We start from the raw sequence: 13,658 nt of genomic DNA, 5'->3' as shown, positions 1-13,658 counted from the left end.
TGCACCGGGCGTGGATCATCCCAAAGAGTGAGCCTTGGCCGATTACCTGGGCCGCCCGTCGTCAATCCATTTCTGCGTCTTGCTTCGCGCGAGGTTGTAGCGGGCGCAGTTGTAGGGCTCCAGGTGGTCCAGTTCGGTGTTCGCGATGACGCGCAACGCGGTCAGGTCAGTGGCGTCGACGTGCACCGCCGGCAACGCGTCTTCCAGCGTTCGACCATAGAAAACGACGAACTGCATGAGTTCATTCAGGGCCTGCCGGTATCGGGCACGAAGCGGGTCGGGCACGGTCAGGGAGGCTCGTAGCACGCTGTACTTCTGAATCGAGCGGCGGTAGATGAATTCAAACAGCTCCACAGCCGCGGCGACGTTGCGCTGTTCGTAGACGCCGAGCATGGCTGTCGCATAGTCGGTGCGCTCCACGTCCAGGAAGGACAGGGGTGCGCAGTTGTGCAACAAGAGCGGCATGTTGGCGCTCAGACGACTCGTGCGCTTGTTGCCATCCGCAAAGGGCTGCAGGTAGGCCACGTTGACCCAGAGGAAGAATGCGGCCTCCACCGGGTTTCGGATGTTGCGGACCTTGTCGATGATGGACTTCAGCGTTTCTTCCAGGAGCGTGGGGATATTGCTCGGGGAGTAGACAGAGCCGTCGATGTTCACCACACGCCTGCGCATGCTGCCAATGTCCCGCGAGTCCTTCATGAGGTCCCTCATCAACTTGGCCTGCAGGTCGACGATGACGGGTACGGTGATGCCCTCGATTGGCACAGCGTCGACCATGAACTCGATGGCACTCTTGTGGTTGAGCAGCATCAGGGTGTCTTCGTCGAGCGGGCCAGCTTGCTCCCCGAGTTCGAAGAGTTCCTTGGTGTCGAGCAAGCTCTTGTTGTTGCCCTCCAGGCGCGATGACGACCAGGACAGGTCGATGAGCAACTGCTCCAGAACCTCGCGGGCATAGGTTCCCGCGGGTTGCTGGTCCCGGCCACGGCCGGCGTTGAACAAGTCGGTGGCCAGCTGCGGTGGCAGCAAGCTGGACTGGTTCGGGATGTAGTTGTCCGCAAAACTGCTTTCGTAGCCTGTCGGGGTGCGGGTTCCCAGAGGTGCTCGAAGCGTTTCGACCAAGGGCAGGGCCGCCGGCGACCACTGAAGCAGGCCAGGTCCGGCTGACGTGGGTGTCGCTGAAGGCAGAGCCCCCAGGGTAGCCTTGCCCACATCGGTGACCACGTAGCGAGTGGATCTGCCGCTCCCCAGCCTCTCCAGAAACCCGGAAGCCAAGAGGTCTCGCAAGGCCCGGTTGACGGTGGGCCGAGAAGCTTGGAGAGACTGTTCCAGCGCACCAGGCTGTACGGGCGCCCCGGCGGCGAGGACCAGGCGCAGCAACGATTCGTGACGGGGCGACAGAGGTGGGGTGGTCATGGCGCAGAAAATCTTGTCGGCTGAGGAGAATGAGGGCCCGAATCTCGTCATTTTGACAAGATTAATCTCTATTCTTATCATTTTGACAAGTTTTTGACAAGATTAATGGTGCGATTGAGGGACTATGACAAGAAAGCTTCCAGGTTGAACCAGCGGCCGCTGCCTTGCGCAGCCCGGCGCCGAGCAAAAGAAAAGGCCCACCCGGCGCGAACCGGATGGGCCTTTTTTTGCGAAACGAACCGCCGGCTTACTTCAGCGTGATCGTCACGTCGATGTTGCCGCGCGTGGCGTTGGAGTACGGGCACACCTTGTGCGCGGCGTCCACCAGGTCTTGCGCCACGGCGCGGTCCACGCCGGGCAGGCTCACGGCCAGGCGGGCGGCGATGCCGAAGCCGGCCGGGATGGGGCCGATGTCGACTTCGGCGTCGATCGATGCGTCGGCCGGCACGGCCACCTTTTTCATGCCCGCCACGTGCTTGAGCGCGCCCATGAAACACGCGGAGTAGCCGGCGGCGAACAACTGCTCGGGATTGGTCGCGTTGCCCGCGCCACCCATGGCCTTGGGCGGGGACAGCTTCACGTCGAGCAGGCCATCGTCGGTGCGCGAGGCGCCTTCGCGGCCGCCGGTGGTGTGGGCGCGGGCGGTGTACAGAACTTTGTCGAGGGACGTAGGCATGGTGTGGCTCCTGGGTTGATGAGAAAGTGCTTGCGGGAAGCGGGGGGTGAAAACAAAAACAGTCAGGCGGTGAGCCGGTCGCGCAGCGCCTGCACTTGTTGGGTCAGGGCCAGCGCTTCGGACAGTCCGCACTGCGAGGCCTCCAGCACACACGCCGGGATGCGCGCGGCGCGGGCCTTGAGCTTGCGGCCGGCGGCGGTGAGGCGGATCAGGACGCGCCGCTCGTCTTGCACGTCGCGCAGGCGGGTCACGAGGTCGGCCGCTTCAAGCCGCTTGAGCAGCGGGGTGAGGGTGCCGGAATCGAGGTACAGGCGTTCGCCCAGTTCCGAGACGGCCACGCCGTCCTGTTCCCAGAGCACCAGCATGGCCAGGTACTGCGGGTAGGTCAGGCCGATGTCTTCCAGCAAGGGCTTGTACAGCTTGGTCATGGCCAGCGAAGCCGAGTACAGCGCAAAACAGAGCTGGTGGTCGAGCTGCAGGGCCTGGTCGCTGGAGAAGCGCGGTGTGTTCATGGAGTGTTAATGTAGCGATCAATTGAATTGCACACAATTTAAATGTGAGCAACCATTCTGCGATTGGGGGCTTGCGGCGTCCTGTGCGGGGCCGGTCGGTTCAAGGGGGGCGGGTTCGGTCCCGGCGTGCTCGGGAGGCGGACACCTGCTGCATCGAGACCAGCGCGACGTGGATCATCCAGGCCGCGAGCCGTGCGGGCCAGGAGCCATTGGTCGGCCGTACGGAGGGCGTGGCCGACGCGCGGCGCAGGGGGTCGAAGCCGAGTTGTTTCAGGGCCCGCCGCTCGGCCGTGTTCAAGGGTTCGACGCCGGGCGGCAGCACCACCTCCAGCGTGCGCACACCGCGTTCGTGCAGCGCGGTGGCCAGGGACACCAGGTCGCGCCGCTCGGGGCGCCAGAGCAGGGCTTCGCGCTCGCGCCGAACCGCGCCGTAGAACAGCAACGCGTGGTCCGCCGCAGTGGGAAGGCCGTCGCGCCACGATTCGGGGTCCACCACGGCGTCGTCCATGCCCGGCGGCATGCGCAGAAACTGGCGCGTCGTGAGCAGGGTCACGCGCTGGATGCGGTGGTGGCTGAGCAGTTCGTGCAACAACGCGCCGCTGGCCGCGCCGGCCACCACCGCATGGCGAGGTTTCGCGGCGGGGCGCATCAGCCTGCGAAGGGCGCGGCCAGCGCGAACCACACGCCGAGCGCGACCGAAATGATGAAGGCGCCGTCCAGCAGGCCCGCCAGCAGGAACACCTTGGGTTGCAGGGCTTCCATCATCTCGGGTTGCCGCGACGAGGCCTCGAGGTACTTGCTGGCCATCACGCCGATGCCGATGCAGGAACCGAGGGCGCCGAGGCCGATCATGTGCCCAACGGCCAGGGGGAGGGTACTGAGGTCTGCCATGTGAAGCTCCTTTGTGGTGAATGGCTTCACTGTGCCCGTGAAGTCGCGTGCTTTCCATGACCTGGCAGGTCATGGCGCCCATGTGCTCGCCGCCGCCGTAACACTGTTTTACACTGCGCCGGTTGCTCCCCACGGGGGTATCCCCCCATCTCCACGTTCCGCCGCGTTGGACTGACCACGTGACCCTGTCGGCATTGCATTTCTTCAGCGACATCCGGATCCTTTCCGCGATCCTGATCGCAATGCTGGGCGTGACCTTTCTCGCCCATGCCAGTGTGCGCTCCTGGCCGTATGTGAAGTGGCTGGCGGGATCGGCGGTCTTGTTCGGCACCACGCAGTGCACCATCGGGTCGCTCGTGGCGCTGGGCTGGCTCAGCGACGACGCCGCCGGGCCGGTCGGCTCGCTGTTGGGCTTGCTGGCCATGGCCGCCTTGCTCGCGGGGCTGCATGTGTGCTTCTCGCCGAGCCAGAAGATGTCGCCCTTGCGCGTGTTCCTGTTCATCATCGTGGGGGCGCCCCTGCTGGTGGTGGCCATGAGGGTGCTGCTGCAAGGCTGGGCCTTCGCGGGGCCGATGACGATTTCCCTGATCTTTGTCGTCGCGTCCGCCTGGCTGGTGTGGCTGTGGTGGCGCGAACGCTGGGGCGGCCAACTGGTGCTCGCGCTGCTGTTCCTGGGTTATCCGCTGCTGCTGACGGTGGCCATGCTCACCGACATGAGCCTGCTGAACTTCCGCCGGCTCACGCCGCTGCCGATCAGCATCGCCTACGTGTTCGTGATGACGCTGATCCTGCACCGCGATTCGCAGATCCTCGGTCGCGAACTCCGCGAGCGTGTGAAGGCCGAGCAGGCGCTGCAGCGCCTCACCGATTCGCTCGAAGACATCGTGCGCAGCCGCACGCAACAGCTCGAAGACATGGTGCGCGGGCTGCGCTCGTTTGCCGGCATGGTCTCGCACGACCTGAGCGGCCCCTTGCGCAACACCGCTGGCCTGGCCCGCGTGGCGCTCGAAGCGCATCGTGCGGGCGATCCGGCCGACACCGAGCGTTGCCTGGACATGATCCGCATGGAGGCGATGCGCGCCTCGACCATGGTCAACGACCTGCTGAACCTGGCGCGGGTGGAGCACGGCCCACCCGACCTGGTGCCGGTGGACATGCAGGCCCTGGTGCAGGAATGCCTGGGCTCACTGGCGCTGCAGTTCCCGAACGCCGCGCAGGCGGTGCGGGCCGACCCGATGCCCGTGGTGAAGGCCGACGCCAGCCTGATGCAACACGTGGTGATGAACCTGGTGGGCAATGCGTTGAAATTCGGCACCGGCCACAGCGCGCTGCGCGTTCAACTCGGCGCGATGCGCGAGGGCGCGTTCTGGCGATTCACCGTGACGGACAACGGCCCCGGTTTTGACCCGGCGAAGTCGGGCGAGTTGTTCCAGCCCTTCTCGCGCCTGGACGAGCGCAAGATCGGCGGCACCGGCCTGGGGCTCACCGTGGTCAAGCGCGTGGTCGAGAGCCATGGGGGCGCGGTGGGCGCTGCGTCCGCGCCGGGTGAGGGCGCGCGTTTCTGGTGGACGCTGCCGGTCGACCCGGCGCCCACCGCCTGACCCCCGCGTCAGCGCACCGTCTTCAAGCGCATCTGGTTGGGCAGCGGCATCGAGCGGCGCATCACGTCCTCGGCCAGCCAGAGCGCCGAACGGCGCGCGCGCTCGGCCACCATGGGCAGCGGCATCTGCTGGTAGTCGTCGTTGAACACCTCGAAGCTGTAGTCGCCCTGGTAGCCCAGGGCATCGAGCTTGAGCACCAGCTCGGAGAGCTGTTCGCTGTGCACGCCTTCGCCGGGGAACACGCGGAAGGTGCGCGCGGTCGTCATGCGTTCCTCGAACGTCTTGGTCTCCTGCCACATGAAATCGGCCAGCTGCACCAGAAAGATCTTCTCGGGGTCGAGGTAGTCGATCTCTTCGAGCGAGGTCTTGGCCGCGAAGATGTGGAACGAGTCGATGCCCAAGCCCAGGTTGGGGCAGTCGGCGCGGCAGACCACGTCCCACGCGGTGGTGAACTCGTTGACCGTGCGCCCCCACGACAGGCCTTCGTAGGCGATGCGGATGCCGAAGGGGATCGCCAGCATCGCCAGCTTGCGCAGGTCGCGCGCGATGTGGTCGAGGTCTTGCGAAGCATGCACCGAGGTCGAGGAGCAGGCCAGCAGCACCTGGCAACCGAGCGCCGCGCACATCTCCAGCATGTTCTTGGCGATGTCCACCTTGTAGTGGTGCAGGTGGCCCGACAGGCCTTCGAAATCGCGCAGCACCTGAAAACCGGTGCCGCGCAGGCCGCTGTCCTTCACCGCCTGCACGGCGGCGTTCAGGCCGCCGGGGTGGCCCACGAGGTCGTTGGCCTTGAGCATCACCTGCGTGAAACCGGCGTCGCGCATGGCGGCGAGCTTGGCCTCCAGCGGGCCGGCGAGGGTGATGGTGTCCATGCCGAAGCCGCTCAGGGCTTCGATCTCGGCGCGGTTCGGGGTGCCCATGGCCTCAGCCCCTTTCGCTGTGGACCAGCTCGAACACCACCGACCCCAGGTAGGTCTTGCTGATCGCGCCGCGCTGCTCGGTATGCGCGGCCTGGGTTTCGACGAATTCCACGCCCAGCGCGCGCAAGGCCTTCACCGCTTCGAGCACGTCGGGCACGCCCAGGCCGATGCGCTGCAGGCGTTCGTCGACGTCGACCACGTTGATCTCGGGTTCGATCAGCTGCAGCATGAAACGCTGCAGCGGGTTCACCGCGGGCGTGCGCAGCAAGGTGCCCTTGGGCATGATGCCGAAGCGCTGCTCGTCGGGAATCAGCTCGGTGCCGAAGAGTTCGTTGTAGAAGGCGATCCAGTCGTTGCTGCGGCCCGGGCCGATGTACTGCACGACGCCGAAGAAGTGGATGCCGGCGGTGGCCGGCGGGCGCTGGTCCACCGAGGGAATGGGCACGAAGTCCACGTCGTAGATCGAGAACTCCTGGTAGCGGTCCACGAAATAGATGCGGCTGCCGCCCGCGCCGTGGATCGCCGGGATGTTGAGCTCCATCACCTCGGCGTGCGTGGGTACCGACCAGGCACCGCGCTCCAGCACGTAGTGGTAGGCGGCGCGCGCATCGCGCACGCGCAGCGCCATGGCGGAGATGGCCGGCACGTCGCTGCCGTGGCCTGCGCCCAGCGCGTCCACCGGGTTGGCGTTGACCACGATGTTGAGCGCACCCTGGCGGTACAGAAGCACCTCGCGCGAGCGGTGCCGCGCGACCGGGCGAAAGCCCATCATCTCCAGCACCTGGCCCAGGGCCTGTGGCTTGGCGGTGGCGTACTCGATGAACTCGATGCCGTCCAGGCCCAGCGGGTTGGCCGCGTCGCTGAAGGAGGCTTGCAGGGGCTCGCGGCCGGCCTGGGGGTTGAGCAGGAAATCACTCATCAAGGGTCTCCATGTGCATGGTGTTGGGTGCTTGAAATATAGGCCAGCCGGCCGCTTTGGCGGTGCCAATGCCGCGCGACGCGTTACGATCATCAACCTTTCGTGAACGATCATCGAACGCCATGAGCGCATCCCGGCCTTCCGAAGGCGCCTCCCTGCCCCTGGAGGCGACGGTCGAACTGGACCGGCGCGACTGGATCGCCGGCCTGGAAAAGGGCTTGTCCATCATCGAGGTGTTCGATGCCGAGCACTCGCGCATGACCGCCACGCAGGTGGCGCAGCGCTGCGGACTCACGCGCACGGCGGCGCGTCGGCACCTGCTCACGCTGGCGCACATCGGCTACGTCGACACCGACGGCAAGCTTTTCTGGCTCACGCCGCGCATCCTGCGCCTGGGCCAGGCGTACCTGGATTCGGCGCGGCTGCCGCGCGCGGTGCAGCCGTACCTGCAGCGCGTGACGGCCGGCACCGGCGAGACCGCGTTTGCCGCCGTGCTGGACCACGACGAGGTGGTCTACATCGCGCGCAGCGGAACGCAGCACCATCTCCACACGGGTTACCTGCTGGGCTCGCGCGTGCAGGCGCACCTGACGGCGGCGGGCCTGATGATCCTGGGCGCCATGGGCAGCGCCTACTGGGAGCCGTGGCTGCAGCGGCAGACGCTGCGGCCCTTCACCTCGCACTCGGTGCTCGACAAGGACGTGCTGCGCCAATCCATCGTGCACGCGCGCGAGCAGGGCTGGGCCTTGTCGGAGCAGCAGCTCGAGATGAACTTCCGTGGCATTGCCGTGCCGCTCTACGATCACAACGACAAGCTGCTGGGCGCGATGAGCGTGACCATGCCCATGAACAACGAAACCACCGCGCTCGCGCTCAAGCGCATCCTGCCCGTGCTGCAGGAAACCGCGCGCGCGATGCGGCCCATGCTTTGAACCAAGGACCCTGAACATGAACACCACGATTTACCACAACCCCAAGTGCGGCACCTCGCGCAACACGCTGGCGCTGCTGCGCGAACGCGGCATCGAACCCGAGGTGATCGAGTACCTGAAAACGCCGCCCTCGCGCGAGACGCTGCTGTCGCTCATCAAGGCCAGCGGCCTGCCGGTGATCGACATCGTGCGACGCAAGGAAGCGCTGTTCACCGAGCTGGGGCTCGACGCCCCGGGTGTCACGGACGCGCAACTGATCGATGCGATGCTGGCGCACCCCATTCTGATGAACCGGCCCATCGTGGTCACGCCCAAGGGCACCCGCCTGTGCCGCCCGGCCGAGCAGGTGCTCGATCTTCTGTCCTGAGTCTTTTGCCAAGGAACCGCACGACATGCTCTTCTCCCCCGCCTTCTTCTTGCCCTTGCGCCGCCTGTGTCTGCTCGCGTGCGTTGCGTTGGCCCTGGCCGGTTGCGGCAAGACCGACCCGAAAACCGCGCTCGACGCGGCGGTGCAGCAACTGCAGGACAACCTGGAGGCCAAGAAGACCGGTGATGTGATGGACCAGTTGCATTCCAGTTTCCAGGCCGGCGAGGGCATGGACCGCGAATGGGCCAAGCGCACCATGTCCCTGATGTTCATGCGCTACGCCAACATCAAGATCCTGGCCGTCTCGCGCAACAGCCGCATCGACAGCGGCAGCTCGCAGGTGGGCCACACCGAGGCGAAGGTGGTGGTGACGGGTGCGCAGGGCGTGATTCCCGAACGCGCGGAACCCTATGCCGTGACGCTGCAATGGCGGCTGGACGGCAGCACATGGAAGCTGAGCGAACTGCGCTGGGAGTGAATCTCCGAGGCGCGGGTCGGACTGGGCCTACAGACGCCCCGCCCCGCGCTTCCTAGCATGGTGAATCCAGAGGTGGTGCGCTCCCCGCACCGCTTCGTTTCAGGAGGTCACACACCATGCATGCATCCACCCCTTCACATTCGCGCGGCTGGGTCGCCGCGGCGGTTCTCGCCGTCTGCCTGCCCGCCGCCTGGGCCGTGACGCCGTCCGAGAGGGCCGCCATCGAAGCCGCTTACAAGAGCGACCGGGCCGCCTGCCAGGCGCTCAGCCCCAACCAGGACCGCACCAGTTGCCTGCGCGATGCCGGAGCGCACCGCGCCCAGGCCTTGCGCCAGGGTGTGCGCAGCCTGTCGGCCCAGGAGCTGGAACGCAACGCGCTGTTGCGCTGCCGGGCGCACCCACCCGCCGACCAGCCGCGCTGCGAGCGCATGGCGCGCGGGGAAGGCAATGTCTCGGGCTCGGTGTCCGCGGGCGGCACCATCCGCGAACTCGTGACGCAGGAGCCCCTGCCACCCATGCCGGCCCCGCCGCCACCGATGCCGCCCACGCCGATGGAGCCCACGCCACCGACCGCGCCGTTGTCACCGCCCGTGCAGCCCTTGTCGCCGCCGGTGCAGCAGCTGTCGCCACCGGTGCAGCCGATGTCACCCGTGCCGCCACCGGCGCCACCCACCCTGCCGGGCGGCTGACGCGCGGCATCAGAGCCAGTATTCCCAGGCGCGCGCGAAGAGTTCCTGGATGCGCAGGCCCAGGCCGCGGCGCTGCCACTCTTCGAGCGTGATCTGTTTGGAACCCGCCAGATCCGCCTCGAACAGTTTGTGCAGCTGCCCGCCGAACTCCGCGCCGAGCACCACCGCGTTGAGCTCGTAGTTGTGCAGGAAGCTGCGCCAGTCGAGGTTGGTCGAGCCGATGGTCGACCACACGCCGTCGACCGTGCCGGTCTTGGTGTGCAGGATCACGCCCTGGCGTTCGTAGATCTTCACGCCCGCGCGCAGCAGCTCCGTGTAGTAGTTGCGCCCGGCGTGGAAGATCAGCCACGAATCGGTCTTGCCCGGCAGGATCAGCTTCACGTCGACGCCGCGCGCCGCCGCGGCCTTCAGCACGTCGAGCAGCTGGGGGTCGGGCGCGAAGTAGGCATTGGTCAGGTACACGCTGGTTTCCGCGCTGCCAATGGCCGACAGCAGCGTGGCATAGATCAGGCTGTAGTTGTCCTTGGGTGAGCTGCCGATGGCGCGCACCACATCGCTGCCGACGCGCTTGGGCTGCGGATAGAAGTCGCGCGGCGCCATGGACGCGCCTTTTTGCGATGCCCAGGTCTCCAGGAACAGCTTCTGAAACTCGGCTACCACCGGCCCTTCCAGTTGCACATGCGTGTCGCGCCAGGGCGTGCTGTCGACGCGGCCTGGCTTCTTGCCGGCGCCCTGGCCGCCGCTGCCCGACGAGGCGAGCGACCCGCTGGAGTACACGCCGCTGATGTTGATGCCGCCCAGGAAGGCGATGCGCCCGTCGGCGATGAGCAGCTTGCGGTGGTCGCGCTCGTTGAGTTCCCAATTCTTGCCGGCGAGCGCCGGGTTGATCGGGTTGAACTCCAGCACCTGGATGCCCGCGTCCGTGAGCCGCTTGAAGAATTCGCGTGGCGTGTTGAGGGTGCCCACGCTGTCGTGGATCAGGAGCACCTGCACGCCTTGCTGCTGCTTCGCGATCAGCGCGTTGGCGAAGCGCTGCCCCACCTCATCGTCATCGATGATGTAGGTCTCCATGTGGATGTGGTCCTTGGCCGCTTCGATGGCCGCGAGCATGGCGCGGTAGGTCGCCGGCCCGTCTTCGAGCAGCACCACCTTGTTGCCCGCGGTTAGAGGGCTGCCGACGATGGCCTCTTCCAGCGCGAGGTGGCGCGAGAGCACGTCGCTGCCTTGGCCGCCCGCGCGCAGGCGCTCCAGAATGGCCCGGCTGCGCTCGGCCGACAGAGGCCCCTGCGAACCTTCCAGTCGCACCGGTGGCGGGCGCCGCTCCAGGTCGGGCACCACGCGCGGCAGGCTCTTGCAGCCGACCAGCCCGAAGGCCAGCAGCAGCGCCGCCATCTGCCGGTGAAACCGTTGCAACTTGCCGTGGGGCATGAACGCCATGGGAGGCCTTTTGTGCGTGGAGACAGGGCGACGATACCGCGCGCGCCTCTGTCGTCAAGCCATGTTTTGTAGTTAAAAGGTGCTATATTCCCGCTCCTTTTAACGCTGTCACTGCTTCAACCATGTCGAATCTTCGCTGTTTTGTCGATGTGTCGCTCGCCTGCGCCACGCTGCTGCTCTCTGCATGTGGTGGCGGTGGCCACGTGGAGAGTGCGCCGCCTCCGCCTCCGCCTCCGCCCCACGCGCAGAGTGCGCCTGCGCCGCCATCACCCACGACCTTGTCCGTGAGCGCCGCATCGCTCGCTTTGGCGGCCCACAATCCCACCGCATTGCCCGCGCCCATTCCCGGTGCCCCACGCGTGCTCACCGTCACCAACACCGGCGTGGCGGCGGCACAAGCCGTGGCGCTGGATCCCTCCGTGGTGTTGCCCGCGGGTACCACCATCGTCGGCAACTGCGGCGGCACGCTGGCGCCGCTGGCCAGTTGCACCTTCACGATCACCCCGGGCACGGTGGCCACCACCGCGCCGGTGACGCTCTCCATCCAGGGCAGTAACACCAACACCGTGACCTCCTCCGTGCAGGTGCTGGCGTATGGCAGCGTGTACCAGGGGGGCCACGTGTTCGCCATTGACGACGCCACGCCCAACACCGGCAGCGTGGGCGGAAAAGTGGCGGCTATGTCCAATGCGTCGGCGTACTGGTCACCGAATGCGGATCGCATTGGCGGCATTGACGAACGTTCCGTCGCGCCATGCGCCGGCGCACGCGATGGAGACTGCAACACACGGGCTATCGTGGCGCACTACACCGGGCTGGGCACGGATTCGACCACTTACGCGGCAGGCATGTGCTCGGCGTCCAGCGCCGATGGCTACAGCGACTGGTATCTGCCGGCGATCTGCGAAACAGGTTACGACGGCCGTGGAGGCTCGAGTCCAAGATGTGGCTCTCAGGCCGCACCTGCCCAGCAGAACATGCTTTCGAATCTGTTCGACAAAGGCGTGGTGGGTGGCCCGGGGTCGGGGTTCTACTGGACGTCGACCGCCCATGCCACGTTTCCTGCGGAGGCCTGGCTGCAGGTCTATCAGCCTGCCGCGTCCCTGCAGGTTTCTTTCCCCAGATCCTCCATGGTGGCCTACCTGCGTTGCGTGCGTGCGATCAGTTCCTGATGCCTGAAAGGCCGGCGCCTCACGTCACCGGCGCCGGGTTGAACAACACCAGCTGGTTGTGCAGCTTCCACTGCTCCGCCCAGGTCTGTTTGCGGCCGCTGGCCACGTCGAGCATGAGGCGGAACAGCTCCCAGCCCACGTCCTCGATGCTCGCCGTGCCGTCGGCGATCGTGCCGGCGTTGATGTCCATCAGGTCGTGCCAGCGGCGCGCGAGGTCGCTGCGCGTGGCGACCTTGATCACCGGCACCGCCGCCAATCCGTAGGGCGTGCCACGGCCGGTGGTGAACACGTGCAGGTTCATGCCCGCGGCCAGTTGCAGCGTGCCGCAGATGAAGTCGCTCGCGGGTGTGGCGGCGTAGGTCAGGCCCTTGTGCCTGAGCTTCTCGCCGGGTGAGAGCACGTTGGAGATCGGCGCGCTGCCCGATTTCACGATCGAACCCATGGCCTTCTCCACGATGTTGGACAGGCCGCCCTTCTTGTTGCCGGGCGTGGTGTTGGCGCTGCGGTCCACGCTGCCGCGCTTGAGGTAGTCGTCGTACCAGGCCATCTCGCGCACCATGGCCTGCGCGACTTCGGGCGTGGTGGCGCGCGCGGTGAGCTGGGCAATGCCGTCGCGCACCTCGGTGGTTTCGGAGAACATCACGCTCGCGCCGGCGCGCACCAGCAGGTCGGTGCAGAAACCCACCGCCGGGTTGGCGGTGACGCCGGAGAACGCGTCGCTGCCGCCGCACTGCACGCCCACCACCAGTTCGCTGGCGGGCACGGTGACGCGGCGGCGCGCGTTCAGGCGCTCCAGGTGTTCTTCGGCCTGGCGCAGGATGGCATCCACCATGGACATGAAGCCCACGTGCGCGTCGTCCTGCAGGCAGACCACGTCCAGCCGCGTCTCGGCGCTGGTGCCCACGTCGGCCACGTTGCGTTCGTCCACGAGGGGAATGGAGCCCGGTGGCAGCAGGCGCTCGGGCTGCAGCTTCTCGCAGCCCAGGCTGACCACCATCACCTCGCCGCCGAAGTTCGGGTTCAGACTGATGTGGCGCAGGGTGCGGATGGGAATCACCGCATCGGGTGCGTCGATCGCCACGCCACAGCCGTAGCCGTGTTCCAGCGCGACCACGTCGTCCACGTTGGGAAACCTGGGCAGCAGCTCGGCCTTGATGCGCTGCACCGCGAAGTCGGTGACACCGGCCACGCACTGCACCGTTTGCGTGATGGCCAGGATGTTGCGCGTGCCGACCGAGCCGTCCGGGTTGCGGTAGCCCTCGAAGGTGTAGCCCTCCAGGGGCGGCAGCGGCTCGGGCTTCACCGTGGCCATGGGCAGGTTCTCCAGTCCGCGCGCCTCGGGCATCTGCAGCAGGCGTTCGTGCACCCAGCTGCCGGCGGGAATGTCGTCCAGCGCATGGCCGATGGGAATGCCGTAGCGCAGCACGGGCGTGCCGCGGGGCAGGTCCACCAGCGCCACCTTGTGGCCTTGTGGCACCCGCTCGCGCAGCACCAGACCGCTGCCGGGCAGGGCGGTGCCGGGCGGCAGGCCGCCGTCGTTGGCGACGATGGCCACGTTGTCCGCGGCGTGCATGCGGATGGTCAGCGGCGCGATGGCCTGGGGTGGGGCAACAGTCTCGGGCATGCGCATCTCCTATGATTCGGCGCGCGT

The 13,658-nt window shown here is 66.8% G+C and carries 15 protein-coding genes; 6 read left to right on the top strand and 9 right to left on the bottom strand.

Annotated features, from left to right (window positions below):
- Window positions 1-42: 42 nt before the first annotated feature.
- The 5 genes from FFS09_RS12125 to atpE form a co-directional block, all read right to left on the bottom strand.
- A complete protein-coding gene (locus FFS09_RS12125) occupies window positions 43-1,413 on the bottom strand; it encodes a Fic family protein (protein ID WP_137919133.1) in 1,371 nt (456 codons plus the stop codon).
- Between the two features lie 247 nt (window positions 1,414-1,660).
- Window positions 1,661-2,089, bottom strand: a complete 429-nt coding sequence (locus FFS09_RS12120) for an organic hydroperoxide resistance protein (protein WP_137919132.1) — start codon at window positions 2,087-2,089, stop codon at window positions 1,661-1,663.
- A 62-nt stretch (window positions 2,090-2,151) separates the two neighbouring features.
- Window positions 2,152-2,601, bottom strand: a complete 450-nt coding sequence (locus FFS09_RS12115; RefSeq protein WP_137919131.1) for a MarR family winged helix-turn-helix transcriptional regulator — start codon at window positions 2,599-2,601, stop codon at window positions 2,152-2,154.
- A 100-nt stretch (window positions 2,602-2,701) separates the two neighbouring features.
- A complete protein-coding gene (locus FFS09_RS12110) occupies window positions 2,702-3,250 on the bottom strand; it encodes a hypothetical protein (protein ID WP_137919130.1) in 549 nt (182 codons plus the stop codon).
- Window positions 3,250-3,492: a F0F1 ATP synthase subunit C gene (gene atpE / locus FFS09_RS12105; protein WP_137919129.1), complete on the bottom strand. Its 243-nt coding sequence runs from the start codon at window positions 3,490-3,492 to the stop codon at window positions 3,250-3,252. The genes FFS09_RS12110 and atpE overlap by 1 nt, the downstream gene beginning before the upstream one ends.
- A gap of 179 nt (window positions 3,493-3,671) precedes the next feature.
- On the opposite strand from atpE, the gene FFS09_RS12100 reads away from it, so the two are divergent.
- On the top strand, window positions 3,672-5,093 hold the full coding sequence (locus FFS09_RS12100; RefSeq protein WP_137919128.1) for a sensor histidine kinase: 1,422 nt from the start codon (window positions 3,672-3,674) through the stop codon (window positions 5,091-5,093).
- Between the two features lie 8 nt (window positions 5,094-5,101).
- On the opposite strand, the gene FFS09_RS12095 is transcribed toward FFS09_RS12100, so the two are convergent.
- Both FFS09_RS12095 and FFS09_RS12090 read right to left on the bottom strand, forming a co-directional pair.
- Window positions 5,102-6,013, bottom strand: coding sequence for a sugar phosphate isomerase/epimerase family protein (locus FFS09_RS12095; RefSeq protein WP_137919127.1), 912 nt, complete (start codon window positions 6,011-6,013; stop codon window positions 5,102-5,104).
- A 4-nt stretch (window positions 6,014-6,017) separates the two neighbouring features.
- Window positions 6,018-6,932 (bottom strand): 4-hydroxyphenylpyruvate dioxygenase, encoded by a 915-nt coding sequence (locus FFS09_RS12090; protein WP_137919126.1) that lies wholly within the window; start codon window positions 6,930-6,932, stop codon window positions 6,018-6,020.
- A gap of 122 nt (window positions 6,933-7,054) precedes the next feature.
- On the opposite strand from FFS09_RS12090, the gene FFS09_RS12085 reads away from it, so the two are divergent.
- The 4 genes from FFS09_RS12085 (at window position 7,055) to FFS09_RS12070 (ending at window position 9,398) form a co-directional block, all read left to right on the top strand.
- Window positions 7,055-7,864: an IclR family transcriptional regulator domain-containing protein gene (locus FFS09_RS12085; protein ID WP_137919125.1), complete on the top strand. Its 810-nt coding sequence runs from the start codon at window positions 7,055-7,057 to the stop codon at window positions 7,862-7,864.
- A gap of 16 nt (window positions 7,865-7,880) precedes the next feature.
- Window positions 7,881-8,231: an arsenate reductase (glutaredoxin) gene (gene arsC, locus FFS09_RS12080; protein ID WP_137919124.1), complete on the top strand. Its 351-nt coding sequence runs from the start codon at window positions 7,881-7,883 to the stop codon at window positions 8,229-8,231.
- Between the two features lie 25 nt (window positions 8,232-8,256).
- Window positions 8,257-8,709 (top strand): hypothetical protein, encoded by a 453-nt coding sequence (locus tag FFS09_RS12075; protein ID WP_137919123.1) that lies wholly within the window; start codon window positions 8,257-8,259, stop codon window positions 8,707-8,709.
- 116 nt (window positions 8,710-8,825) lie between these two features.
- Window positions 8,826-9,398 carry a hypothetical protein gene (locus FFS09_RS12070; protein ID WP_137919122.1) on the top strand — a complete coding sequence of 191 codons (573 nt, stop codon included), beginning with the start codon at window positions 8,826-8,828 and terminating at the stop codon, window positions 9,396-9,398.
- A gap of 9 nt (window positions 9,399-9,407) precedes the next feature.
- On the opposite strand, the gene cls is transcribed toward FFS09_RS12070, so the two are convergent.
- Window positions 9,408-10,835, bottom strand: coding sequence for a cardiolipin synthase (cls, locus tag FFS09_RS12065; protein WP_252374337.1), 1,428 nt, complete (start codon window positions 10,833-10,835; stop codon window positions 9,408-9,410).
- A 284-nt stretch (window positions 10,836-11,119) separates the two neighbouring features.
- Here cls and FFS09_RS12060 point away from each other — a divergent pair, with 284 nt between their 5' ends.
- The gene (locus FFS09_RS12060; protein WP_137919121.1) at window positions 11,120-12,007 is read left to right on the top strand and encodes a hypothetical protein; all 888 of its coding nucleotides are present in this window, start codon (window positions 11,120-11,122) and stop codon (window positions 12,005-12,007) included.
- 19 nt (window positions 12,008-12,026) lie between these two features.
- Here the strand turns inward: FFS09_RS12060 and garD are convergent, their stop codons facing one another.
- Window positions 12,027-13,631, bottom strand: a complete 1,605-nt coding sequence (gene garD, locus FFS09_RS12055) for a galactarate dehydratase (RefSeq protein ID WP_137919120.1) — start codon at window positions 13,629-13,631, stop codon at window positions 12,027-12,029.
- Between the last annotated feature and the right edge of the window lie 27 nt (window positions 13,632-13,658).

It is taken from the genome of Hydrogenophaga sp. 2FB, assembly GCF_005503365.1.
Classification (GTDB): domain Bacteria; phylum Pseudomonadota; class Gammaproteobacteria; order Burkholderiales; family Burkholderiaceae_C; genus Hydrogenophaga.
Note: the sequence above shows the minus strand (reverse complement) of the source record. Positions and strands in the feature narration are given on the sequence as shown.

Coding starts and splice junctions, on each gene's coding strand:
- FFS09_RS12125 (WP_137919133.1), bottom strand. CDS start 1,413: ATGACCACCCCACCTCTGTCGCCCCGTCACGAATCGTTGCTGCGCCTG.
- FFS09_RS12120 (WP_137919132.1), bottom strand. CDS start 2,089: ATGCCTACGTCCCTCGACAAAGTTCTGTACACCGCCCGCGCCCACACC.
- FFS09_RS12115 (WP_137919131.1), bottom strand. CDS start 2,601: ATGAACACACCGCGCTTCTCCAGCGACCAGGCCCTGCAGCTCGACCAC.
- FFS09_RS12110 (WP_137919130.1), bottom strand. CDS start 3,250: ATGCGCCCCGCCGCGAAACCTCGCCATGCGGTGGTGGCCGGCGCGGCC.
- atpE (WP_137919129.1), bottom strand. CDS start 3,492: ATGGCAGACCTCAGTACCCTCCCCCTGGCCGTTGGGCACATGATCGGC.
- FFS09_RS12095 (WP_137919127.1), bottom strand. CDS start 6,013: ATGGGCACCCCGAACCGCGCCGAGATCGAAGCCCTGAGCGGCTTCGGC.
- FFS09_RS12090 (WP_137919126.1), bottom strand. CDS start 6,932: ATGAGTGATTTCCTGCTCAACCCCCAGGCCGGCCGCGAGCCCCTGCAA.
- FFS09_RS12085 (WP_137919125.1), top strand. CDS start 7,055: ATGAGCGCATCCCGGCCTTCCGAAGGCGCCTCCCTGCCCCTGGAGGCG.
- arsC (WP_137919124.1), top strand. CDS start 7,881: ATGAACACCACGATTTACCACAACCCCAAGTGCGGCACCTCGCGCAAC.
- FFS09_RS12075 (WP_137919123.1), top strand. CDS start 8,257: ATGCTCTTCTCCCCCGCCTTCTTCTTGCCCTTGCGCCGCCTGTGTCTG.
- FFS09_RS12070 (WP_137919122.1), top strand. CDS start 8,826: ATGCATGCATCCACCCCTTCACATTCGCGCGGCTGGGTCGCCGCGGCG.
- cls (WP_252374337.1), bottom strand. CDS start 10,835: ATGGCGTTCATGCCCCACGGCAAGTTGCAACGGTTTCACCGGCAGATG.
- garD (WP_137919120.1), bottom strand. CDS start 13,631: ATGCCCGAGACTGTTGCCCCACCCCAGGCCATCGCGCCGCTGACCATC.